A 22,542-nucleotide genomic window follows, 5' to 3' on the forward strand; every position below is an offset into this window, starting at 1 on the left:
CGTTTGGCGCGCTCGTACTGATACGCGTCCGGATAATTCTTGATGTCCTGCGCCAACATTTCCATGTTGATCTTGGTGGCAGGTTTGTTGCGGGTGGTCTTGGGATCGGGAGTTTTGATCCAACGCATCACGCTGGCTACCCCTACACCAAAACGCTTGGCCACTTGCGCGATTGAGAGGTTTTCCTTCTCCCGAACGGATAATACTTTACAGCGAAATGATATCGGATAGGTCATCTGTAAATTATAATCAATTTATAGGAGACATGCTATAGTATAAATACTACGGCAAGGTGAAGCCGACAAAATCCGTTTTGATTGAGAAATGAAATAAGAATTGATTGCACATGAAACGGTGCTCAATTTAGGCACTATATTTGATCTGAACCGGATTCAGATTTAGCCAGAAATCCTACTGTTTTAGGAAAGTAAAAACATTAGACTGAGATTGAGTAGCACACACTCACCATCATTAGGATGTTCAAACAGCGATCAAAGCGATATCAATTTTTCTAATATTTTCAATTAGATATCCTATTAAAAATATTGAATCAATCGGGCGTAAGTAGCTCTGTACAATATTTAATTTTTTTCTTGACAATGTGTTGTGACCATGGTAATTATATTATAACTTTTTCGATAATGAAAAAGTATGTGGTGTTATATATTTTAGAAGATCTATTTAATTTTATATTTTTTCTATAATTATAGGAGACTACAAAAATGAAACTCTCACTCATATTAGCTGTACTTTTAGCTGCATCTTCCTTAACTGCTTGTATGGAACCCAAACCAGGACAGTATCCACCAAGCGCAATGATGGAACGTGATTCTATGCCAGATAAAGCTGATGGGAAACAATCCAAAGGCTAGCGCTAAACCTATCCATTCCATCCACTCTAATATGACACAAATATGATGATCAAAATATTCTAACCGCCCGATAAGGGCGGTTTTTTGTTATTAGTGTCTTAATTGAGGTCAGGATCTGATATCGTTATCGTAATCAGATCCGCAAACACTCTCCACTTTCCCAGTCCTCACAATAATCTTATAAGCTTTGGAAATAAATTACTCATTCCAGTTAATTCTTTCAACAATAGACCCTGTTTTGTGCCAAGAGATAAAAAGTGTATGCAGAGGCATTATTGCCCGCTGAGTTAGCGTCCGTTAACATTGTAGAGCAATAAAAGTAGATTGGTTTGATCCGTTGCTGATGAATAAATACGCCACCGCAACGCATTAACCAGGCTTGCTTGAGCATCTTTACCACCAGGAATTTTATATGGCTAGCCCAGCATCCGAAACACTTTCATCGATTTTGTATTTACCACATGGAGGTGGGCCCTTGCCCATTCTAGGTGATAAAGCACATGAAAAGATGGTTTCTTTTCTGAAAGAGATTACCAGCAGACTGGGTACGCCGTCAGCGATTCTGGTTATTAGCGCCCACTGGGAGGAAGAGATAGCGACCATAACAAGTGGCAGTCATCCTGGAATAATCTACGATTACTACGGGTTTCCTGCTGAAGCTTATCAAATCAAATACGCTACACCTGGCCATCCACAGCTAGCCAAAGAAGTGTTTGAACTGATAACAGCAAGTGGCATTCCCGCAAGACTTGATGGACAGCGGGGGTTTGATCATGGTTTATTTGTGCCGCTCAAGCTGATGTATCCGGAGGCGCAGATACCCTGCTTCCAGTTATCGCTATTCAAGAATTTGGACCCTCGCAAGCATATTGCTCTAGGGAAAGCCATCACTCCTTTACGGAAGAAAAACATCTTGATTATCGGCTCAGGTATGTCGTTTCATAATTTAAAAGTATTTTTCTCGCGAGAAATTGATAACAATAAAGAAAACAATGAATTTGATAGCTGGTTAATTGAAACATGTACCAGTCAGGCTCTTTCACCTGAAAAACGCGAACAGCAATTAATTGAGTGGGAAAAAGCGCCGTCTGCTCGATTTTGCCATCCAATAGAAGATCATCTAGTGCCGTTACATGTTTGCTACGGCGTCGCTTGTGCCGGCACGCCAATAGCCGAAGTGGTGTTTAACCAGGAAATCATGGGCAAAAGGGTTACGAGCTTGCTATGGCAATAGAAAAGAAAATTTGGGTTGTATTGATATATCTGCTGGGATTGGCAGTGTTGCCCCCAGGCTTATGCACAAGCAGGATCAAGCGAAACCCGCGGCGAACTGCTTTATTTGACACACCGTATTAATTGCCACAATACCAAAATTCATTGGCGTGAGAAGAAAATAGCGACAGACTGGCGTGCCTTGTAGGCAGAGGTGGCGCGCTGGCAGAGCAACATGCATCTTGGCTGGAATGAGGATGAGATCAAAGAGGTCACTCATTACCTGAACGCAGTTTATTATCATTTTCCTGTTACCGAGCATGAAGATCTAACTGAATCTGATCAGGGTCATCCTGCTCTTTCACGCTAACAAAGCTTGAATATTACGCATCGATCCTCAGATTCTCATCTTCAGGCGGACTGCCCAGTCAAAAATACGGCCACCCAGCAGCCATCTCGATACCACCGCAGTTTTGGATTCTGCAGGGAGCGCATGCCGTATAGGAGGAAACGATGCGGTCGCTGCATCGAGGACTGCTTTTGCGATAATTTCCGGCCCTGGGGCTTGAGGTTCGCCAGCCAGAAGCCGCGGAAGCGCAGTAAGCAGTTTTAGATAAGCAGGCGGATGGGCAACCGTTTTGAGCAATTTAAGCTCCTTGGCAGCAAATTCGGTTTTGATCAGGCCGGGCGCAATCAGCACCACCTTGATACCAAATTTCATGACTTCGCCACGCAAAGTTTCCGATAATGCTTCCACAGCATGCTTGGAAGCAGCATACCAGCCGAAACCTGGAATGGAGATTTTGCCCAGGATGGAAGTGATATTGATGATACAGCCGGACTTCTGCGCGCGCATATGGGGCACGACTGCCTGGATAAAACGGGCATAACCGAAAACATTGACTTCAAATTGCTGATGAGCCGCTTCCATGGAAACGCATTCGATCGCACCCAACTGGCCATAGCCCGCATTGTTCACGAGCAAATCAATCCTGCCTTTGCTTGCCAGCGCATGGTTGACTGCTTCTTGGATAGCTTCGGCATCGGTCACATCCAGACAGATGGGTTCGATGTTATCCGAACGGATCTGTTCCAGCCTGTAACTGCGCCGTGCCATAGCGAATACATAATAATCATTTTTGGCAAGAAGCTCAGCTGTCGCTCTGCCAATACCGCTGGATGCGCCAGTGACCAATGCAACACGTTGTGTCATGATTTGATGTAATGTTGTAAAACTTGAAAAAATAAAGGGTTAATAACCAAAAAGCAATCAAAAACTCATCAAGCTTCACGATTTATTTATAAACATTAGCATGCGTAGCTGTCCTCGTGGATAAAATAAGTAAGGGCTGCATTGCGATACCTTACATGAGAATCTATTGGTTGAAATGGGTAAACTTGCCTCTGAATTTTCTGGCATGATACCTGGGCAGGCAACACTGGCATTATTTGGTTTAGAAGGAGGTCAGGAAAGATACGCCATTCGAGCCTACCGCAGAGCCATTCTGAAGGCGTTGTGCAAACTCGTTACTTCGCGTTTCGCTATCATCACCTATCACGCGCGCTATTCTGTTCTTATGGAAGCTCAATAGTTGTTGGCGAAACGGAATAACAGAAGTTGCTTCGTTGGCATACCGCGACTTATGCAATTTTGGCAATTCGTGCCAAGGAGTCGTAGGCTTCGCGTGATGGGCATTGTGATAACCAAAGTTAAGTGTAACAAGATTTAGCCAGGGGTGATTAATGGAAATCGGATTGCTAAAAGTATGAGACTGCTCATAGTTCCGGTCGCCTTTGTTCTTTATCAGATGGAAGTTGCTATCCACTGCCACAATGTATTCATAATTATGCTGAAGCGCATCCATGAAGCGCAAAACCGTCAAAAAGATGGCATAAGCCAGGAGATAACAGACATAAGCAAAAGGTGAGTATAGGAATACTCCCAGTAGCAGACCGAATCGCACCACGATGATGCCCATTACCCGCAGCTGTTGATCTTCTTTTTCCTTAAAAAGGAATGGAGCGAACATGAGCACAGTATGCATGAGAAGCTCTACAGCTGGTATGTATAACCATTCCAATGCCTTCACAATTTTAAATTGGGTCGGATGGCGTGCAAGATAGCTTCGGTAGTCGAAGGTCACGGCATCAACATTGTCTACGTGATGTTTCATGTGATTCGCACGCAAATCATCATAGGTTCCATAGCAGCCGCCGGTAAGCCAATTTAATGCGCTTCCCAACCATGCATTGTGATGCGGTGATTTGAATACGGCGTTGTGCCCACATTCGTGAATCATATAGGCGGCTATGACCATGCCATGAGCCATTGCGAGCGTGCCGGTTATCATGAGCGCCGGATTCAGGGACAAGATTAATGCGATCCCGCCAAAATAAGTTAGCTGGCAATAAAGCAATGCTAAGATAGTTGCCCGTAGGCCGCCCTTATAGCGAAACCAGTTTTTTTCGAATGTATTAATCATGGCTTAATTCTCCTTTTGCAGTTGCTTTTTATCCGACATGAATGTGGCAATTATACATGCAAATTTACATGTAATAAAGCTGTATAATATTTCTAACAATCCAAATGCAAATTCTGCAAACGCCAGAGGAAAGGTATGAAAATAAATGTTCAAATCTGAGAAGCAGACGAACGCAAGACGACGCCAAGTCATTCAACTACTTAACAGTACGGATCAATATTGGATGGATGCCCTCGGGGACAAGCTCTTCCACGATTTAAACTACTATGACCTTTTTACACAAATGTGGCTAAGACTCGATGATACTTTTCATAAATCTGAGCTGTATCAGTTGATGCCAAACGTCAGCCAGCGTACCGCTATCAAATATGTTCAGATTGCAATCGATCACGGCTTACTCATTGAACATATCAATCCGGATGATCTCCGTTCCAGGCGGATTACAATGTCCGTCGATCTAGTGCAAAAAATTGAGCTTTTCCTGGATTATTCCATTTCAGTATTTGAGACATTCCCTGCGCCAACATCTCAACAAGGCGACACATAAGCAGATGAAGCTGTGCCAATGACGTAGTGATGCTCAGATACATGAACAGTTGCTCGTTCAGACAAGTTATAGGGATGAATTTTTATTTTGCTTTAACTGCTTCCGGATAATGGCTCATTTTCTTAATATTTCTTCCTGCCGCTAAGATGCGCATAAGGCGGTAACGTCCGTAAGCGCGGATCGTCCAGAGCGCCGCCGATAGTGAAGTGATAGAGCGATTGCCATGCATGGCCTGATAAGCCGAGCATGGAATGCAGCACGTCATCGAAATAGCAACCAATGCCCGTGCCTCGCAGGCCTGCGGCTTCCGCTTCCAGGTAGAGCACCTGGCCGATCATACCGGCTTCATGAAACAGTTCGCGGTAATGCCAGGCTCCTTCGTTTAACGCAGTTTCCAATTCAGCCAGCATGCCCAGCGAAAAGCAGCTATCAGCAGCGATGTCCTGGTGACAACTGATCAGGCGCGCCGCGTCTCGGACATCACCAGCGAATAATCGAAACAAGCCAAGATGCCGAGGTGCGCCGGGCACTTCGGCCCAGTCGGCATCTTCGCGTATCGCTTGGCGTAACGTGGACATGACAGATTTATCGCGCAGAAACAGGTAGACACCGGGCGCCACACCTATCACACGATGTACGAACAGGATCAGATGTACTCGTGGTAACCGCTGCCAGATTTCCCACGGTGGTAGTCGGGGACGAGGCAGCAGCGCATCTAGCATTGTGAACCAGCGTTCTGCCGACATGGCAGTAGTGCCATCGAAACCCACCGCGCTTCGGCGCTGACGAATCAAGGCATCTGCATTCTGCAAACAATCGATCACTGCCAGGGGTGGCCACTGCGTTGACAAAGTCAACGATGAGGAATGAGGAACAGGCCGTTCAGCAGCCAGATGCACCGCATCGATGCCTGCCCAATGGACATGCCTAGCGCTGAGATGGTTGGCCTGCCCGACAAAATTTAATCCGCTGGCCAGGGCTGCAGCTGTCTGAGCCGTATCCAGTGACCTGGGTACATTTCCGCAGCCAATCCAGAGCGCCACATCTACCGCTTCGCTTTCATGCTCTGCAAACTCTCCTGTGTGCGCGACACCCGTTAGCGCAGCAAGCGGCGCATCATACCACTTCTCCAATACTTGGGCACGCCAGCCAAGCGTGGCAGCGGCATAGCTGACCGCTGCCAGGGCATGGCCGCAGTCGTGTTGACAATAGCGGTAGGCGCGCAGGCCGTACTTCCAGGCTTCGCGCCAATAAATAGAAGTAAGAATCAGCACAAAGCCGTCAGCAAACTCGCTGCCCCAATCGGAATCTGCCTCAGCGCGCCGTTCCAGAGTATGGTCGTAGCTGACATAGTGATGCACACCACTTGCAAGGCCATCGCGTGCAGCGGCAAGCACATAGCCCTCAGTGGGATGCAAATTTCCGCTGGAAGGATTGCAGCGCAATGCCCAGCGTGAGCCCCCGTATTCTTTCCAAGCAGACAAACCAAGACTCAGCTCCAGCAGCGTCGCCAAATTGGCCAGATTGATCGCTGCCAGTGTTTGCCGCCGACCACTGCGCACCTCGCTAAAAGAAATCTGCACCGGAGTAGCGCATAAAGGCAACTTACAGAGTTGCGTCCCCGCATAACGGCGGAACGGATCAGGTTGATTGGCCCAGTCCAGGTTGCCGGGTCCCGGGGCATAGCCATCTAAACGGTGTTTACTGGCTTCGTGATAGGCGATAATGGTGGATAATGCGTTGTTATTCATAGGATTCACTCTCAAAATTGTATTTCGCTGTGCTTGCTGACCTCCATTTTCCCGGATTGACCTCTATTTTGATCTCTATCGTTTTTCGCTGCATCAAGTTTCGTTGGCGGCCGCAATCAAGCTGTTCGCGAACTCAGGCTGGAATCGACTAAATTCAGGGTATTAAAGATGTCCTCGATCACCTTCTCCTTGCCATCAAACAGCGCATCAGGGCCGCCGGCATGCAGATTGCTGAATGGTGGTTCATATAGAGCAGACGCCGTCATCACACCGCGTGCCGTAAGCTGGTCAATCACCATTTCAATGAAACGGATCTGTTGTGGGGTGAAGCTGCGATCCGACAGAAAGCGAGCGAATGCACTTTGTGCGGCGGTGCGGTCCATACCGACCAGGCTGCGAACAAACCAGGTTAACGAGGGGGCACCGCTGCGCGCCAGTAAACCATCGAGCAGCGTTTGCCCATCCTCCTCGCCAATTTCGGTCAGGGTCTGCTCCAAACCTTGCAAATCAGTCTCTGTTAACGGCTGATTGCTGCGTAGCCGATGAATCACGAGGTGGTCCAAATGATTACGGAGGTATTCCTTGACCTTTTTCTCATACTGCGTACCTGTCATCTTCGGCATGGCGATGAATACACTGTCGCGTATGGCCAGCACCTCGTCTTTAAAATTGGTGTAGACGATCTTGCGTGTCTTCTTTTCGAGAAAGGGCACCAGTACACGCAGACGCAAGCGCATTTCTTCCAGCTCCGCCAGATGGATGCCTTCCCAGAAAGCTGTTTCCTGCATCGCAGCGAGATAGGCCAACTGAGCTTGTACTGCCGGGATAGCGGCTTTTTCTTCCAGCAGCATAGCAATTTCCACTACCCGCTGGCGATGGCGCTCGAACGTGCTAGCATCCGCTTCTGCCAAGGCCAACTGCATTTGCAGCACAGTAAGGTCGAACAGACGTGATTCGATGTCATCAGTTTCGAGCATGCTTGGCAGTCCTGCGATCTCGCGCTGTAGGGTTGCGCGATCGGCATCGCTCAGTGTGTTCCATGCGGCGCGCTGCTGGAAGCGCTCCACCGCTGCCAGATGCATGCGCACGATGAAATTCTCGCGGTTCATCGCAGCAACCTCGCTGTAAAGCCCAGCAATAAGTGCATGGCTGAGCCTGGCATCCGGGTCCAGTTCGGAAGATGGCTGCAGGTGGCCGAGTAATTGCACCCGCGCACGAAACAACCGGGTGCTTAGCGGAGCGCTGCTACTGGTTTCAATACCTTGCGGATGTTCATGGAAAAAGTCGAAGTTAAAGCAAAAATCGAACACGCGAAAATCCTGCTTATCTTCGTCCGGTGCGAACAACCCCGGGCACAGCCGCGTACCGCGGCCGATCATCTGCCAGAATTTGATCTTCGAATACACCGGCTTGAAAAAAACCAGGTTCGCCACTTCAGGCACATCGATGCCGGTATCGAGCATATCCACCGAGATCGCGATATGAGGTGCTTTGTCCTTGAGCGAGAAATCATCGATCAGACTTTGCGCATATTTGGCGTAGTTGTCGATGACGCGGGCGAAGTGCCATGCATGGTGCGGATAATGATGATTGAAGCGCGCTTCGATGAATTGGGCATGCTCGTGATTACGGGCAAAGATAATGGTCTTGGCAAGCCGGTCGCAGCCCTCGACCTTATGACCGTGTTTCATCAGATGTTGGAGCACTTTGTCCACCGTATCCTGGTTAAACAGCCAGTTGTTGATGGCGGCGGCATTCACCCGTTCGGGCAGTCCTTGCTCATTGAGCTCATCGCCCCAGTCCAGGCTTTCCCATTGGGCTTTTTCCTCCTCGCTCAGCGCGCTGTAATCGATACCCTCGCGCGGAAATTTGAGTTCCACCTGCTGTACCCGGGGTGGTACGAGAAACCCGTCAGCGACCGCGGTTTCCAGCTCATACGCATCGGTTGGCACGCCGGGCTCCAGTTCGAACAGATCATAGGTGTTCTTGTCCACCTCTTCACGTGGCGTGGCGGTCAGCCCCACCAGCAATGAATCGAAGTAGCGGAAGATCGCGCCATATTTCTGGTAGACCGAGCGGTGCGCCTCGTCGATGATCACCAGGTCGAAATGGCCGACGCCGAAACGGGCAACGCCGCTATTATTTTGGTCGATCAACCCCATCATGGTGGGATAAGTACAGACATATACCCGCCCTTCGGTTTCTTTCTCAGTGACCAGATTCACCGGACTGGACTCGGGCAGATGCGTCTTGAAAGCATTGACGGTTTGCTTCACCAGCGATACCCGGTCGGCCAGAAACAACACTCGCTTCACCCAGCCTGCGCGTTGCAGCGCATCCACCAGCGCAATCGCCGTGCGGGTTTTACCGGTGCCGGTCGCCATCACCAGCAGCGCTTTGCGCCGCGCCTGCGTTAACTGCACAAAAATACTGCTAATAGCGCGTTTTTGGTAATAGCGTCCGGCAATGCTGTCCTTGACCACAGCCACATCCAATGCCTGCCGCTGAGTGCGGCGCAGCACCAGCCGGGCCAATTCGTCCTGTTGGTAGAAACCGGCCACGCGGCGGGGCGGATAGAAGACGTCATCCCACAGCCAGATTTCATAGCCGTTGGTGGTGAAGATCACCGGCCGCTGGCCGTGTATGGCCGCTGAACAATCCGCGTAGAGTTTGGCCTGTTGCTTGCCAGCGGCCGGATCGACGGTCGTCTTCTTGGCCTCTACCAGCGCCAGCGGTTTACCATCCTCGCCCCACAGCACGTAATCCACATAACCTACACCTTGGTGATTGGGCATGCTGCTAACCTTGTATTCACGGTCACGCGCTTGCTCAAGCGGCCAACCGGCGCGACGCAAATCGACATCGATCAGATAGTGGCGGGTCTCGCTTTCTGAATAGTCATGGGTATCGGGCACGGCTTCGCTCTTGGCGCGGATCTCGGCCAATTGCGCACGCAGTGCTTGCAGTTCGGCATCGAGCGCGTCGCGCTCCTGCTGTTGCTTCCATACAACGTGATGCTGCTCGGCCAGCTTGTGTGCCAGCGCCTCCAGCTCCTTGCGCGGCACCACCTCGGCAGTATTCATGGACTTTGGTACTCTGTCATCTTGCCATGTCACATCAGTCGGCAAGGCATCGGGAGCATAGGTACGCACCAGCCAGTAACAAATATGATGTAATTCCTTGACCACGAGTAGGGCATCCAGCTCGCGTACCGGGCGCGCGCTGTGTACCGCCTGGTTGCCCATCTTCTGGATCACTCGCGCCTTCTGGAAGACTGCTTGTGGCAATAGATTCTGAAAACTCGGCTCATGCAGCAAAGCTCCCAGGCTATTGTCGTAGGGTAGGCGCAGGCTGGGCTCAAAACGGTAGAGCCAGTGTACAACTGCCTCCAGCGTGAAGCGGGCATGAAAGCAGGCTGCACGCGGATCACCTTGGATGTGGCCTTCCGCTCGGCTTGCAGATGCGGCGATGTCATAGAATTCGGCGGTCAGGAAGGCGAAATTGCTCATGGTTACAGCTCACCGTTAAAGGCGCGTGCTTGCAGGGAGGCGAATAACGCATCCAGCTCGGTCAGGTGGGCGCGTAGGCGGGTTTTTTGTTTTTCGACAGATTCGACGATGGTAGCGAAGTGGTGTTGGAGATCGAGGGGTGGCAAAAGAATCGGCATCTTATTTAAAATGACCATCGTTAAATATTTTGTATTCGAGCCTTTTGAGAAGTGTTTTAGATCTGCCAAGAGAAATTCCAGGGCCAATCTAGAATATTCATAGTTAAGTTTTTTTTCATCTACAGTGATAACGTATGTTCTTTGATATGCGTTGAATTTACCCTTGAAGTACTTCACAGAATAATCCGCATTAGCATTGTTACCAGATAAAAGAAGCGCTTCGCAATCAAAGGCAAATTCATCAATCGAGAAAGTTTCGCGTGAACAGGTAAAGAAGGGATATTGTCCTCCTTTAATGGCAGCATTTGAATCTAGCTTTCCAGTCCTGAAAGAAAATATATTCCCTAGATTACAACGTATGAATCCCTTCGGATTGGTAACGGGGTCGCCAAACATGTGGAGGAAGGTGGATTGCAGCAGAATATCGAGCTGGCGGAGGGATTCGTGGCGCTTGATCCGCAAAGTGTCCGCAGCATTCAGAATGGCTGCGATGCGTTTTTGTTCGGCGAGAGGTGGAACAGGAATTTTAATTTTAAAGACTTCAGCAGGTCGTGCCCTTAAAAGGGATCCACCAACCCCAGAAACAGTTTGCATAAAAGCGGCATGAAACATATCCCCTACCAAAATCCAACGAAGATACTGGGGCCATACCTTGTCACTCCTGAAAACTATCCATTCTCCTGATGCAATTTGACGATAGCTGTTCTTAGGCCCGACGACCCATGCCCTTCGAATATGTGGAACTATTCGCGAAACCATAACATCGTCAGGCTGTACCAGTTTTTTAGCTGATCCGATTTCTGACCCAGGAACAGTTTCTGGAGTGCCCTGATCGAATGCAGGAATGCTGTAAAGCTCAAAGACTTCTGATGGAAATTTCCTTGGGTCAACTGAGCCTCCGCCATGGACAGCAATATCGCCAAGAGTTATTGAACCCCAGGTCATCTCAGCAATCCATTCATATTAACCTCCTCGGCTCCGCTCCCTTCGGCTCCGCTCAGGGCGCGGGAGAGTGGAGTGGGTGTTGAGTTTTCGGTTGGGGTTGGGGTTGGGGTTGGGGTTGGGGTTTGCGTTGACGCTGGCGAAGGCATAGGCATAGGCGTAGACGTTGGCGTTGGCTGAGCGGAGTCGAAGCCGACGCCAATGTCGAAGCCGACACCATAGTCGAAGGGAGCGGCCTGCCCTGAGTGGAGTCGAAGGGAATCGAAGCCGATATCAAAACCAAAACCAGCACAATGCGTATCATTCCGACACTCAGCCAGCCGAAGTAATGCGTTGGTATCTCCCATGATTAAGGCCTCTTTCTTTTTTCTACTCCAGCCCTGCACCTGTTTTTCACGGCGGAAAGCATCTTCTATTCGTTCACATTCTTCACAATAAACGAGTTTAACAGGCAATCGTTTGATCGTGTGCTTAGCCCCTAGACCGCTTTGGTGTTCAGCCAGCCTTTTTTCCAGATTCCAGGTGCTGCCGGTGTAGTAGCTGCCGTCAGCGCATTTTAGAATATACATGTATGGCATGGGTATTTTTCCTTATTCAATTTCCTTCGGCTCCCTTCGGCTACGCTCAGGGCAAGCCGCTCCCTTCGACTCCGCTCAGGGTGCGGAGGATTGACGTTGGCGTTGGCTGAGCGGAGTCGAAGCCGAAGTCGGGGCCGAAATCGAAGTCGCAGCCGAATCCAAAGCCAACAATTCCTCCAATTCTTTCCTACCCTCAGCAATTTCCGTTTCTAACCTCGCCAGCCGTTCGAGAATAACCTGAGGCAGTTCATGCTCCACCGCTGCGTAGGCTACTTCTTTGTAGCGATTAATGGACAGGTCGTAGTCGTTGGCGGCAATTTCAGCCTTGGGTACCAGGAAGCTTGGGTCGGTGCGCTTGCGTTCGCTTTCGGCTGCGCGGTTTTGCCAGCGGGCGAGGATGTCGGGCAGGTCGCTCTTGTCCGGCTGGGGCGTGCGCTTGTCGTCGAGTGAATAGCCGTCGGCTTGCAAATCGTAGAACCAGACATAATCGGTGCCGCCGGAGTTGGTTTTGGTGAATAGCAGGATGGCCGTGCTGACGCCGGCATAAGGTTTGAATACACCAGAGGGCATGGAGATGATGGCATCGAGTTTCTGTTCTTCCACCAGTAGCTTGCGCAGGGTTTTATGTGCGGTGCTGGAGCCGAACAGTACGCCGTCTGGCACGATGACGGCCGCGCGGCCACCGCTTTGCAGCAGGCGCAAAAAGAGCGCGAGGAACAGCAACTCGGTTTTTTTTGGTTTTGACGATTTGTTGCAAATCCTTGGCGGTGGATTCGAAATCGAGGCTGCCAGCAAAGGGTGGGTTGGCGAGGATCAGGGTATATTTCTCGGCATCCTGCATGTTCGCCTCAGCCAGGGAGTCGCGGTAGCGGATATCCGGGTTTTCTATACCATGCAGCAACATGTTCATGCTGCCGATGCGCAGCATAGTGCTGTCGAAATCATAGCCGTGGAAGGTATGGTCGTTGAAACGGCGGCGGGCCGCTTCGTCCTGATAGATAGCGTTGCTGTGGTGGTGATCAGGTATTCTGAAGCGGCGATCAGGAAGCCTGCCGAGCCGCAGGCCGGATCGCAGATGATGTCCTTCGGCGTCGGCGCAGTCATTTCCACCATCAGCTTGATGATGTGGCGTGGGGTGCGAAACTGGCCGTTCTGGCCGGCGCTGGCGATCTTACTGAGCATGTATTCGTACAGGTCACCCTTGGTATCCTGGTCAGTCATGTGGATGGCGTCGAGCTGGTCGACCACGTTAGCCAGTACTCGTGGAGTAGGCATCATGAACAGAGCATCTTTCATGTGGTGAGTGTAGGTACTGCCACCTTCACCGTCGGCCTCGCCCTTTTGCCCCAACGTCTTGATAAACGGAAAAACCTCGTCGCGCACCGTGATAAACATTTGCTCGGGCGCGGTGTTCTTGAAGCGCGACCAGCGCAGCTTGTCCTGTTCGGCTGTAAAAATGGGCTGTTCGAGCGGTTTGCCAAGTCGCACCGCCTTGCGCTCCTTCAAGGTATGCAGCTCATCCAGCCGTTTGATGAACAGCAGATAGGTCAACTGCTCGATCACGGACAGCGGGTTGGAAATGCCGCCGGACCACATCGTGTCCCAGATGCGGTCGACTTTGGATTTGACTTCACCAGTGATCATTGTTTTCCTTCATTTATTGAATGTCTCGCTAAACTTTATGCAGGAAAATGATTATACCTTTCGTATTCCATCTTTTCTCTTGGTAAAAAGGTCTTAATGTGCAAAATTCTGGCGTGCCAAGGGTAATTGGGTACGTTCCGATTAAGCTATTACTGCCAGGATCGGATAGCGTATTATTCAGCAGTGTTTGATTGCTTCCTGATACGTGCTCAGGGTATGGTTTCCGGTGGCCATATCGATAGTTGCCACGATTCTTCGACAGGCTCAGGCTAAACGGTAAATTTGAAATAGTTTACTGAAACGATCTATTAAAATAATGAGCAAATGTCCATGCTGGAAAAAGTTTGCAGAAGGAGAGTGATGGTGATGGTAATCAAACAAGGCTTAGTCAGCTGGCTATTGATCTTGCTGGGGAACAGTGCCCCTGTTTTTTCATCAGGGACACCACTCACGCATGGTGCACACGTCCATGGTGAGGCTGTAATGAATATTGTGCTCGATGGCAATTCATTATTCATTGAACTTGACTCGCCCGTAATTAACTTGGTCGGGTTCGAACATGCGCCCAATGATGAGGAACAAGTATCAGCCTTATTAAAAGCAGAGAAAACATTGGCATCGGCAGATCGTCTGTTTCATTTTGCAACCACTAAATGCTCATTAGAAAATGTGGAAATTGAAATGCCTTATAGCAAAAACCATGCACACAAAAATCATCCGCATCCTCCTGAAATACATCATGAGCACGCTGATCTCCATGCCAACTATGTGTTCCAGTGCGAGCAGGCTAAAGATTTAACAGCCATTTCGGTTAACCTATTTTCGCTTTTTCCCGATCTTCAGGAAATCAAAGCGCAATGGATTTTCCAGGGTAAGCAAGGTTTTGCTTCCCTGACGGCAAGTCACCCCACGCTAAACGTTAACTAAACAGTTGCCCGCTTATTCAGCGTATGTTTCCACTTCCGCGACTTCTATTGCATAAGCAGAGGTGGCGACATCGTTCTCAGTCAGCGTTGTCTTCAAAAGACCTGTCACCCACACTGGCTCATACAAAGACTCAAGCTTTAACCCTTTTTCAAAGATGCCATAAATAATTTGATTAGGCGGGGGCGGGGGCACATGAATACATGCGCCGAAAAACGGTACTAGAAAGAAGCGCGTAATAGTCTGTTTTTCACCGAACTCCAGCGGTACGATAAAACCTGGTAATCTTATTCGTTGATGATCAAATTCCGGCATGATCCGTGTGGATGAAAGCGCTTGCATGTAGCGATCATCACTGGCTTGAGCCATCGCCAGCATGAATTGAGTGCTTAACATATCTTCCTCAGAACCATCTTCTATCTCATCCAGATAAGCCGGCGGATTCAACAAGGCATCAAGATCATCCTGTGGCATCAGATCGGTCCATTGGATCGTTTGATAAGGTGCGTCTTTAATTGCTTGTTGATGAGCAGGCGTTTGATTACCTGATACCGCATCTGAATGCACATCAGGCTCACTCTGAGAACAGGCGATGAGCCATACAGCCAGGAGACTGATGAATTTAGTTGGTTTATTGATCAAGAAACTGGTTTTCATAATAAGTAGCATAGACATCATTAAATTAAAGCCATATTACAATATAGTACATTTGATTTAGAGTAAAACTGTCAAGGAGGCTTTCTTGTACTCAGACTCTCCGGAAAATTCTACGGCACGGGTCACAGACCCAGTATCGTTCGTGATAAAAATTAGCAATTTGCATTTCTCCTACCCTGGAAAAAGACAGCCCACTGTGCTGAATATTCCTGCATGGCAAGTGGCGAGAGGCGACCGAGTATTTCTTAAAGGACCCTCTGGTTCCGGAAAATCAACCCTGCTGAATTTGCTGGCTGGTATCCTGGTCGCCAATCAAGGCCGTATCGAAATCCTTGGTCAAGACATCGCAGCATTATCCGCTCATAAACGGGATCGCTTCAGAGCGGCGCATATTGGTATCGTGTTCCAGCAATTCAATCTCATTCCTTATTTGAGCGTGCTGGATAATATCCGATTAGCTGCCCATTTCGGCAAAAAGCATATAACGGGTCTCGATTTAATGGCGAAGCAGCTGTTCGAGGCACTTGGCCTGGATCACACACTGATCACAAAAAAAGCAAGCAATCTCAGTGTAGGTCAGCAACAACGCGTCGCCATTGCGCGCGCGCTGATCAATGCTCCGGAGATTTTGATCGTGGATGAACCGACTTCCGCTTTGGATAGCGATATACGGGATGCTTTTATAAAAATCCTGATGGCAATCGGCCAAATACAAGGTAATACGCTACTTTTTGTCAGTCATGACACAGCCTTGACACCTCATTTTCATCATGTCGTTAATCTGGCAGAAATCAATCTAGCAGGAGGGAACCAATATGTTTCTTAAGGTCGCCTGGCATAGCCTGCTCAATCGCAAATATACCGTGTTACTCACCTTGATTTCGGTAGCCATCAGCACTTTTGTTTTGCTCGGGATAGAGCACATCCGCCACGAAGCAAAAGAAAGTTTCAGCAAAACAGTCTCAGGTGTCGATTTGATTGTGGGCGCCCGTACCGGGCAGTTAAATTTGTTACTGTACTCTGTTTTCCGCATGGGCAATGCAACCAATAATATCTCATGGGAAAGTTATCGTGAGCTTGCCACCGATCCCAAAGTTGCCTGGACGATTCCGATTTCATTAGGTGACTCCCATCGCGGCTATCGGGTAATGGGCACGACACAAGATTATTTTACGCACTTTCGTTTTGGTCAGAATACATCGTTATCCTTTGCGCAAGGCGACCCTTTTGTGCAGCTATTCGATGTGGTGCTCGGCGCCGAAGTCACCAGAAAACTCGGTTATCGCCTGAATGAGCGTATTGTCTTAACGCATGGTCTTGGGCATACCAGTTTCAGTAAGCATGATGACAAACCTTTTCGCGTCACCGGGATTTTACGGCCGACCGGGACACCCGTTGATCAAGCGTTATACATTAGCCTGCAAGGAATGGAGGTCATCCACTTGGACTGGAAAGATGGCGTAAAAATTCCAGGTAAGCAAACTTCTGCTCATGAGCTAGCTGCACTCGATTTGACCCCCCAAAGTATTACGGCTTTCCTGGTCGGTCTTAAATCAAAAATAGCCACGTTTCATGTTCAACGCCAAGTCAATCACTATCAAAAAGAACCATTGCTGGCCATTTTACCTGGCATTGCACTTACTGAACTATGGCAAATGATGAAGGTGATGGAAAACACCCTCAGATTGATCTCTATTCTGGTTTTATTTTCCTCGTTATTAGGCTTAAGCACCATGCTGCTTGCCTCGATTCGCGAAAGACAGCGCGAGATTGCGATTATGCGCGCTATCGGCGCCAGCCCTTTTTTCGTGTTTCTAACCATTCAAACCGAAGCCCTACTGATTTCCTTAACCGGAATAATGGCTGCAATTTTTGCGTTAGTGATAGGGATTTTCTTTGCTCAGCCGTTTCTCGCAGATAATTATGGCATTTTCATCAATCACTTTGCTATCAATAGTCAGATGCTCGGTATGTTGGGAGTCATCGTTATGGGCACCTTGCTGCTGGGACTCATTCCCGCACTCAGTGCCTACCGCTTCTCCCTGCACCATGGGCTTGGGATGAAAAGCTAGATAAGGAACTGAAGCAATAGTCTTACTGGTGAAAGTCGCTATTTATATCATGCCTAGGCGCAATCTGCTGGACTCATGTTATCGCGGGACAGCCATTATGTTAGGAAATGGGGTACGGCTGTTCGCTTATGAGGCCTTTTTTAACACTTTTCTGCGTTTCTCCACGGCTTCCGCTAATTGATATAAAACCTGTTCGGTTGCCTCGAAGCTGATGCAGCCATCGGTAATGCTTTGTCCATAGACTAATTCTTCACGTTTCTTGCCATCTGCTTTTTGATTGCCTTCAACCAGATGACTTTCGATCATCACGCCACAGATGGCATCACATCCACTTGCAATCTGCTCTGCCACACTAGCGCTCACCTCCGGCTGGCGTCGGTAGTCTTTATGACTGTTGGCATGACTAAAATCGATCATCAGGTAAGGTGGCAGCTTGGCTTTAGTTAAGTCTTCAATGGCCGCAGCTACACTGGCGGCATCGTAATTAGTATTGCGTCCGCCGCGCAGGATGATGTGGCAATCTTCATTCCCCTCTGTAGCAAAAATAGCGGTACGCCCTTCTTTGGTGACCGAAAGAAAATGATGCGGACGAGATGCGGCGCCAATCGCATCGATGGCGATGTTTAGATTCCCATAGGTGCCATTCTTGAAGCCAATAGGACAGGAGACACCAGATGCCAATTCGCGGTGCGCCTGGCTCTCAGTGGTGCGCGCCCCAATCGCGGCCCAGCTAATCAAATCTGACAGATACTGGGGACTGATCAAATCAAGATATTCCGTAGCCGCAGGCATTCCCAGATTATTTAAATCCAGCAGTAGTTTGCGTGCTATGCGCAAACCCTTATTGATGTGAAAGCTGTTATCCAGATCAGGGTCGTTGATTAATCCTTTCCAGCCGATGGTGGTCCGTGGCTTTTCGAAGTATACCCGCATAACGATATGTAGTTGATCCTTGAACACTTCGCGCAAATGTTTCAAGCGAGCACCATATTCCAGCGCCGCATCTACATCATGAATGGAGCAAGGGCCTGTCACTACTAGCAAGCGATCCTCTTCACCATGCAAAATCCGGTGAATGGCTTGGCGCGCTAAGTAAACCATCTCAGTTGCTGTTTCCGTAATAGGGTACTCACGGTGCAATTCCACCGGCGGGGTAAGTTCATGCATGCCGATAATGCGTAAATCATCGGTCTGAAATTTCATAACTATCAATATTCCTTTATTTATTTGCTGAGTAATCTGGTATCAAAAATTTATTTTTCTGCAGGCGCAATATCAGCAGCAAGCAAAAAATTACAGACGGTATTTTAACCTAGCCGCAACCTACTTTCCGCTTGTCAGGAAGATTTATAGTAAAAAGTAAAAGAGAGTGATATTGCGTTGTAGCAAATAATATCAGTGCATTATCGATAATGCACTCATTCGTGCATATATCTGGGACTTATGGTTAGCAGCAACTAAGAAAGTAGTTTATTACTAAAAATGGTCTGTACGATCTTGACTAAGCGTTTAAGGCCGTATTTGGCTGGTACTGGTTAGAAACTAATTATTATGATTAAGGATTATTAAATTAAAGATTAGGAATGATAATAATTAAAAGTCAATTTCTGTATAGTTATAGAAAAATATTAAATATCAATAGCCTGGTTGAAAATTTTAATCTGTATAAAGTGGGAATTTTAACTGGATAGTTTGTGGATAAAATTTAAAGATTAACTTTTTTCCTTGTTATGCAAAAACTATACAGAGTTTATTCACAAAGTTTCAGCATTAACCATAATGAGAGGACTAATCATTGTCGTTTTTTTATTACCTTTATTGACTTACCGATAATAAAATCAACAGTTTTGTAGGTTGAAGCGAAGATTTTGTCCTATCCTTTATCTTATTTGTAAATTAAAGAATGGTTTTGTTAGCGTTGCTGGAGTAATACGCCTGATAACGCCAATTTCATCAAGTCCGTTTTTCATCTACATTTTTTTATATGACAGGATAGGTTGGTTGTTGTTCAGCAACGGCAAGTAAACCATCAGTTCGTTTTACTTTTTCTCTTTCTCTTCTTGTCAATCAGCAGGAAAAAATATTCATAAACTAAACTTCTTTGGGAATGAAATAATTACTCATCACTAAATCTAATTGCGATGATAAGCGCAATACGAAATTCTGCGGTATTGTTGCTAGTGAAGTGGTATAGCAGATCCCATATAAAATGAGTCAAATTTTATAAACGGCAAAGAGCTGCTCGACGGAACAACCTTCCCTTCTTCTGATAGCTTTGGCATGAGCCCATTTTGGTTCAATGTGGTTAAAGTCAGGAGAATAAGACGACAGGTATTCAAGTGTGTCCCCACATTGGTGAACACGGTTTTGATGTCTGCCCGTTTGTGAAACGTCGCGTTGTCCCAGACGATTATGTAAGCGGGTGGGATTTGGGACAAAAAATCCTGCGTAACCCATGCATGAAGATATCGGCGTTGATATTGGCTGTGAACAGGCTCACGGTCAGGTACGCCTTTTCGATCAGGGCGCCAATGACATTGGTTCGGCCTGTTGCATGCCAATCCTTTAAATGAGTATTTTAAGCTTGCTTGTAATACTGGGGCAGCAACCAAGATAATTTTTCAACAGTTTGTTAAATCCTTACCAAGATATGCTCGCCTGCCTAGCTGAAGCGCGGCATGAAGGCTATGTACTTTGACGCTAACTGGTTTACATACATATTTCAAGAAGAAAAAAACAGAGTTGTTAATACGATTTTCTGCACAGCTGTTTTAAACAGCTATCTTTTGGCATAACGTATATGAATACCTTAAACACACACTATTCAACGTCAACCTGAACTGAACAATTAAATAGCGAATAAAGACTGTATACTTTTGCATTATTGCTAGGCTATTAGTTATACCTTAGCATCGGTACATAATAAGAAAACGCTCATTTGAGCGAATGGGTACTTTTTTTCTTTATTTTTCCTACCCCTCTTTACAGGAGATATGCGGCATGAGCATAACACGCTTTGCTTTGCTTTCAATAGTTTATTTGTCAATAGCATTCAGTACGCTCGTTCATGCGACCAGTCTTTTCATTCCAGCATATTTCCATCCATCAGATCCCCAGACTCCAAATCACTGGAGTAGCTTAGCTGCAGCAGCCCAAATAGTACCTACTACCGTCATTCTTAACCCAAACAACGGGCCTGGATCAAATGTTGACCCTAGCTATGTTACGGCTATTGATCAAGTTCGTGGCTCTGGAGGAAAGATAATTGCCTACATACATACGAATCATGGCGACCGCCCGCTAAGTGATGTTGCAAGCGATATTGATAATTATCTTGCCTTCTATACGATTGATGGCTTTTATATCGATCAGATGACTGCAGACGACACAGATGAAGACATCAGGTACTACGAGACAATATATAACTACATCAAAAATAAAAGCAGCCATTATTCGGTAACAGGAAACCCTGGCGTGGTGCCTGACGAAATTTATTTAAGCAAACCAGTCGTCGATAATTTAGTAGTATTTGAAGGTCACGTAAGAAGTTACATAAATTTTCAACCTGAAGCATGGCAGCATAATTACCCGAAGGATTGGTTTATCCACATTGTATTTAATGCAACCCGGCTGCAAATGAAACAGGCGTTCAGTGAAACTGACAAAAACCTCGTTGGAAATCTGTACATTACAGATGATAAGCTTCCTAATCCTTACGACAGCCTTCCGCCATATGGAGATTTAGAAATCGAGATGATACCCGTAATAAACTAATCCTGGTGTATAAAACGGGGAAAGTGGTGGTGAACCCAACTTTGCCGCGCAAGCATGCTGCATCTCTTACCAGGCACCTGTATATAAAGTTCGATTTCTTTCTGTCAATAACTCAAATAGCTCTCTGCTATTAATCAACTTAAAAATTAACTTGACCGGTTATTGCCACCAACATCATATCCATTAAGTCGTTGCTTTTGTCTCGATAAATATAGCAAAAAACGATAATAACTAATTCTTTTTTAGGGTTAATGCTGAAACTCTGTGAATAAACTCTGTATAGTTTTTGCATAACAAGGAAAAAAGTTAATCTTTTAATTTTATCCACAAATTATCCAGTTAAAATTCCCACTTTATACAGATTAAAATTTTCAACCAGATTATTGATATTTAATACCTTTCTATAACTATACAGAAATTGACTTCTAATTATTATTATTCCTAATCTTTAATTTAATAGAAGTTAATAATAGTAACTTATAGCCCTGAGAAAATGTTCGATGAGAAAAAAATCTTGTTCTTTGGCAGGATTACTATAAGCTACATTTCTCACTCAACGTCTTAATCAAAAATAAATGAAGACAGCAACACATTGGAAGTCTAACCTTACTAACAAGAGCATAGATTTAAGGAAAAAGTTAGTATTCCCCTTTTGCTCAAATTAGATGCGAAGTAAAAGGAGGGTAAGTTTAGAATCAGGAGCGGCTGCCTTCTTTACCAATTCGCCAGGCACTTTCTGAGCTGAAGTTTTATCGGGTTGATGTAAGAATAGCGTGTAATGATGTGGTTCAATATCCCATGATATTCCAGTTAAGAGAAAAGAGTCTAAATAGACTTAGCTGGAGGAAAAAATGCTAATAAAAAAGCAAAGGAATTTAAATTAGATGCAGTCAGCCTCTCTGGATCAGAGCTATACGATAGCGGAAACGGCGGAAATTCTGGAAATTAATACCGATATGTTCAGATGATAGATCAAAGAATGCCAGGCAGATGAAGAAGAACATGCGTTCCGAGGCAATGGGAAACTGATGCCAGAACAGGAAGAAATTCGAAGCTTGAAGGTACAGATCAGATAACTGAAGCTGGAGAAATAGATCTTAAAAGAGGCAACGGTCTTCTTCGTGAAAGAAATTAAATAAAATATTCATTCCTCACCCAAAAGAAGACCTGCCCAGTTGGCTTGATGTATCTGCTATTGGGTGTGTTAGTACCTATTATGATTATATGCGATGCACTGGTAATCAGTTGCTGCACCTTATCATGAGAAAATGGTTGAGAAAGTTTGAGATATAGCAAAAGCCAGTAATTATACTCATGGTAGCCGCAGTCTCTTCCAATATGAAATGAGTCTGAAGTGGGTGCGTATTTCCAGCGAGAAATGAGTCTGAGCAACTAGATTCTGAATTGGTCATTATGCGA

At 46.9% G+C, this 22,542-nt stretch carries 20 protein-coding genes; 8 read left to right on the forward strand and 12 right to left on the reverse strand.

Going from position 1 to position 22,542, the window contains the following annotated elements; translation table 11 throughout:
* The coding region (locus tag BM283_RS13290; RefSeq protein ID WP_090693916.1) for an IS630 transposase-related protein at positions 1–236 on the reverse strand (236 nt) is incomplete at its 3' end.
* Positions 237–722: 486 nt separating this feature from the next.
* Here BM283_RS13290 and BM283_RS18930 point away from each other — a divergent pair.
* The 3 genes from BM283_RS18930 (at position 723) to BM283_RS18935 (ending at position 2,454) form a co-directional block, all read left to right on the forward strand.
* The gene (locus BM283_RS18930) at positions 723–872 is read left to right on the forward strand and encodes a hypothetical protein (RefSeq protein ID WP_175492143.1); all 150 of its coding nucleotides are present in this window, start codon (positions 723–725) and stop codon (positions 870–872) included.
* Between the two features lie 412 nt (positions 873–1,284).
* Positions 1,285–2,106, forward strand: a complete 822-nt coding sequence (locus BM283_RS13295) for a DODA-type extradiol aromatic ring-opening family dioxygenase (RefSeq protein WP_090693919.1) — start codon at positions 1,285–1,287, stop codon at positions 2,104–2,106.
* A 192-nt stretch (positions 2,107–2,298) separates the two neighbouring features.
* Complete coding sequence (locus tag BM283_RS18935) at positions 2,299–2,454, forward strand: hypothetical protein (protein ID WP_175492144.1); 156 nt, start codon at positions 2,299–2,301, stop codon at positions 2,452–2,454.
* 27 nt (positions 2,455–2,481) lie between these two features.
* Here the strand turns inward: BM283_RS18935 and BM283_RS13300 are convergent, their stop codons facing one another.
* Both BM283_RS13300 and BM283_RS13305 read right to left on the reverse strand, forming a co-directional pair.
* Complete coding sequence (locus BM283_RS13300) at positions 2,482–3,297, reverse strand: SDR family NAD(P)-dependent oxidoreductase (protein WP_046849780.1); 816 nt, start codon at positions 3,295–3,297, stop codon at positions 2,482–2,484.
* 241 nt (positions 3,298–3,538) lie between these two features.
* Positions 3,539–4,567 carry a fatty acid desaturase family protein gene (locus tag BM283_RS13305; RefSeq protein WP_090693922.1) on the reverse strand — a complete coding sequence of 343 codons (1,029 nt, stop codon included), beginning with the start codon at positions 4,565–4,567 and terminating at the stop codon, positions 3,539–3,541.
* 145 nt (positions 4,568–4,712) lie between these two features.
* On the opposite strand from BM283_RS13305, the gene BM283_RS13310 reads away from it, so the two are divergent.
* The gene (locus BM283_RS13310) at positions 4,713–5,114 is read left to right on the forward strand and encodes a MarR family transcriptional regulator (RefSeq protein ID WP_254776368.1); all 402 of its coding nucleotides are present in this window, start codon (positions 4,713–4,715) and stop codon (positions 5,112–5,114) included.
* A 122-nt stretch (positions 5,115–5,236) separates the two neighbouring features.
* Here BM283_RS13310 and BM283_RS13315 read toward each other — a convergent pair whose 3' ends face one another.
* From BM283_RS13315 to BM283_RS19530, 7 genes are all read right to left on the reverse strand, one after another.
* Positions 5,237–6,865 carry a SagB/ThcOx family dehydrogenase gene (locus BM283_RS13315; protein ID WP_090693924.1) on the reverse strand — a complete coding sequence of 543 codons (1,629 nt, stop codon included), beginning with the start codon at positions 6,863–6,865 and terminating at the stop codon, positions 5,237–5,239.
* Between the two features lie 116 nt (positions 6,866–6,981).
* Positions 6,982–10,374 carry a DEAD/DEAH box helicase family protein gene (locus tag BM283_RS13320; RefSeq protein ID WP_090693926.1) on the reverse strand — a complete coding sequence of 1,131 codons (3,393 nt, stop codon included), beginning with the start codon at positions 10,372–10,374 and terminating at the stop codon, positions 6,982–6,984.
* Positions 10,375–10,376: 2 nt separating this feature from the next.
* Positions 10,377–11,477 carry a restriction endonuclease subunit S gene (locus BM283_RS13325; protein ID WP_090693928.1) on the reverse strand — a complete coding sequence of 367 codons (1,101 nt, stop codon included), beginning with the start codon at positions 11,475–11,477 and terminating at the stop codon, positions 10,377–10,379.
* On the reverse strand, positions 11,474–12,052 hold the full coding sequence (locus BM283_RS19515; RefSeq protein WP_217646525.1) for a GIY-YIG nuclease family protein: 579 nt from the start codon (positions 12,050–12,052) through the stop codon (positions 11,474–11,476). The genes BM283_RS13325 and BM283_RS19515 overlap by 4 nt, the downstream gene beginning before the upstream one ends.
* 75 nt (positions 12,053–12,127) lie before the next feature.
* Positions 12,128–12,754: an N-6 DNA methylase gene (locus tag BM283_RS19520; RefSeq protein ID WP_217646526.1), complete on the reverse strand. Its 627-nt coding sequence runs from the start codon at positions 12,752–12,754 to the stop codon at positions 12,128–12,130.
* Positions 12,675–12,980 carry an N-6 DNA methylase gene (locus tag BM283_RS20095; RefSeq protein WP_254776369.1) on the reverse strand — a complete coding sequence of 102 codons (306 nt, stop codon included), beginning with the start codon at positions 12,978–12,980 and terminating at the stop codon, positions 12,675–12,677. The genes BM283_RS19520 and BM283_RS20095 overlap by 80 nt, the downstream gene beginning before the upstream one ends.
* The gene (locus tag BM283_RS19530) at positions 12,959–13,696 is read right to left on the reverse strand and encodes a type I restriction-modification system subunit M (protein ID WP_217646527.1); all 738 of its coding nucleotides are present in this window, start codon (positions 13,694–13,696) and stop codon (positions 12,959–12,961) included. Before BM283_RS19530 ends, BM283_RS20095 begins: the two co-directional genes overlap by 22 nt.
* 366 nt (positions 13,697–14,062) lie before the next feature.
* Here BM283_RS19530 and BM283_RS13340 point away from each other — a divergent pair, with 366 nt between their 5' ends.
* Entirely contained in the window at positions 14,063–14,623 is a 561-nt protein-coding gene (locus BM283_RS13340; protein ID WP_175492145.1) for a DUF2796 domain-containing protein, read from the forward strand.
* Between the two features lie 12 nt (positions 14,624–14,635).
* On the opposite strand, the gene BM283_RS13345 is transcribed toward BM283_RS13340, so the two are convergent.
* The gene (locus BM283_RS13345) at positions 14,636–15,277 is read right to left on the reverse strand and encodes a DUF3299 domain-containing protein (protein ID WP_217646528.1); all 642 of its coding nucleotides are present in this window, start codon (positions 15,275–15,277) and stop codon (positions 14,636–14,638) included.
* A gap of 85 nt (positions 15,278–15,362) precedes the next feature.
* Between BM283_RS13345 and BM283_RS13350 the strand changes: the two genes are divergently transcribed.
* Together BM283_RS13350 and BM283_RS13355 are read left to right on the forward strand one after the other, a co-directional pair.
* Entirely contained in the window at positions 15,363–16,103 is a 741-nt protein-coding gene (locus BM283_RS13350) for an ABC transporter ATP-binding protein (RefSeq protein WP_090693934.1), read from the forward strand.
* Positions 16,093–17,349, forward strand: coding sequence for an ABC transporter permease (locus tag BM283_RS13355; RefSeq protein ID WP_090693936.1), 1,257 nt, complete (start codon positions 16,093–16,095; stop codon positions 17,347–17,349). The genes BM283_RS13350 and BM283_RS13355 overlap by 11 nt, the downstream gene beginning before the upstream one ends.
* A 126-nt stretch (positions 17,350–17,475) precedes the next feature.
* On the opposite strand, the gene BM283_RS13360 is transcribed toward BM283_RS13355, so the two are convergent.
* A complete protein-coding gene (locus BM283_RS13360; protein WP_090693938.1) occupies positions 17,476–18,552 on the reverse strand; it encodes a 3-deoxy-7-phosphoheptulonate synthase in 1,077 nt (358 codons plus the stop codon).
* A gap of 1,797 nt (positions 18,553–20,349) precedes the next feature.
* Here BM283_RS13360 and BM283_RS13370 point away from each other — a divergent pair.
* Entirely contained in the window at positions 20,350–21,123 is a 774-nt protein-coding gene (locus BM283_RS13370) for a spherulation-specific family 4 protein (protein ID WP_175492146.1), read from the forward strand.
* Positions 21,124–22,542: the final 1,419 nt, after the last annotated feature.

Source organism: Nitrosomonas sp. Nm34, assembly GCF_900113925.1.
Lineage (GTDB): Bacteria > Pseudomonadota > Gammaproteobacteria > Burkholderiales > Nitrosomonadaceae > Nitrosomonas.

Bases quoted from the DNA above. Each gene is read 5' to 3' on its own strand.
- BM283_RS18930 (WP_175492143.1), top strand. From the start codon at position 723: ATGAAACTCTCACTCATATTAGCTGTACTTTTAGCTGCATCTTCCTTA.
- BM283_RS13295 (WP_090693919.1), top strand. From the start codon at position 1,285: ATGGCTAGCCCAGCATCCGAAACACTTTCATCGATTTTGTATTTACCA.
- BM283_RS13300 (WP_046849780.1), bottom strand. From the start codon at position 3,297: ATGACACAACGTGTTGCATTGGTCACTGGCGCATCCAGCGGTATTGGC.
- BM283_RS13305 (WP_090693922.1), bottom strand. From the start codon at position 4,567: ATGATTAATACATTCGAAAAAAACTGGTTTCGCTATAAGGGCGGCCTA.
- BM283_RS13310 (WP_254776368.1), top strand. From the start codon at position 4,713: ATGTTCAAATCTGAGAAGCAGACGAACGCAAGACGACGCCAAGTCATT.
- BM283_RS13315 (WP_090693924.1), bottom strand. From the start codon at position 6,865: ATGAATAACAACGCATTATCCACCATTATCGCCTATCACGAAGCCAGT.
- BM283_RS13320 (WP_090693926.1), bottom strand. From the start codon at position 10,374: ATGAGCAATTTCGCCTTCCTGACCGCCGAATTCTATGACATCGCCGCA.
- BM283_RS13325 (WP_090693928.1), bottom strand. From the start codon at position 11,477: ATGACCTGGGGTTCAATAACTCTTGGCGATATTGCTGTCCATGGCGGA.
- BM283_RS19515 (WP_217646525.1), bottom strand. From the start codon at position 12,052: ATGCCATACATGTATATTCTAAAATGCGCTGACGGCAGCTACTACACC.
- BM283_RS20095 (WP_254776369.1), bottom strand. From the start codon at position 12,980: ATGCTGCGCATCGGCAGCATGAACATGTTGCTGCATGGTATAGAAAAC.
- BM283_RS19530 (WP_217646527.1), bottom strand. From the start codon at position 13,696: ATGATCACTGGTGAAGTCAAATCCAAAGTCGACCGCATCTGGGACACG.
- BM283_RS13340 (WP_175492145.1), top strand. From the start codon at position 14,063: ATGGTAATCAAACAAGGCTTAGTCAGCTGGCTATTGATCTTGCTGGGG.
- BM283_RS13345 (WP_217646528.1), bottom strand. From the start codon at position 15,277: ATGAAAACCAGTTTCTTGATCAATAAACCAACTAAATTCATCAGTCTC.
- BM283_RS13355 (WP_090693936.1), top strand. From the start codon at position 16,093: ATGTTTCTTAAGGTCGCCTGGCATAGCCTGCTCAATCGCAAATATACC.
- BM283_RS13360 (WP_090693938.1), bottom strand. From the start codon at position 18,552: ATGAAATTTCAGACCGATGATTTACGCATTATCGGCATGCATGAACTT.
- BM283_RS13370 (WP_175492146.1), top strand. From the start codon at position 20,350: ATGAGCATAACACGCTTTGCTTTGCTTTCAATAGTTTATTTGTCAATA.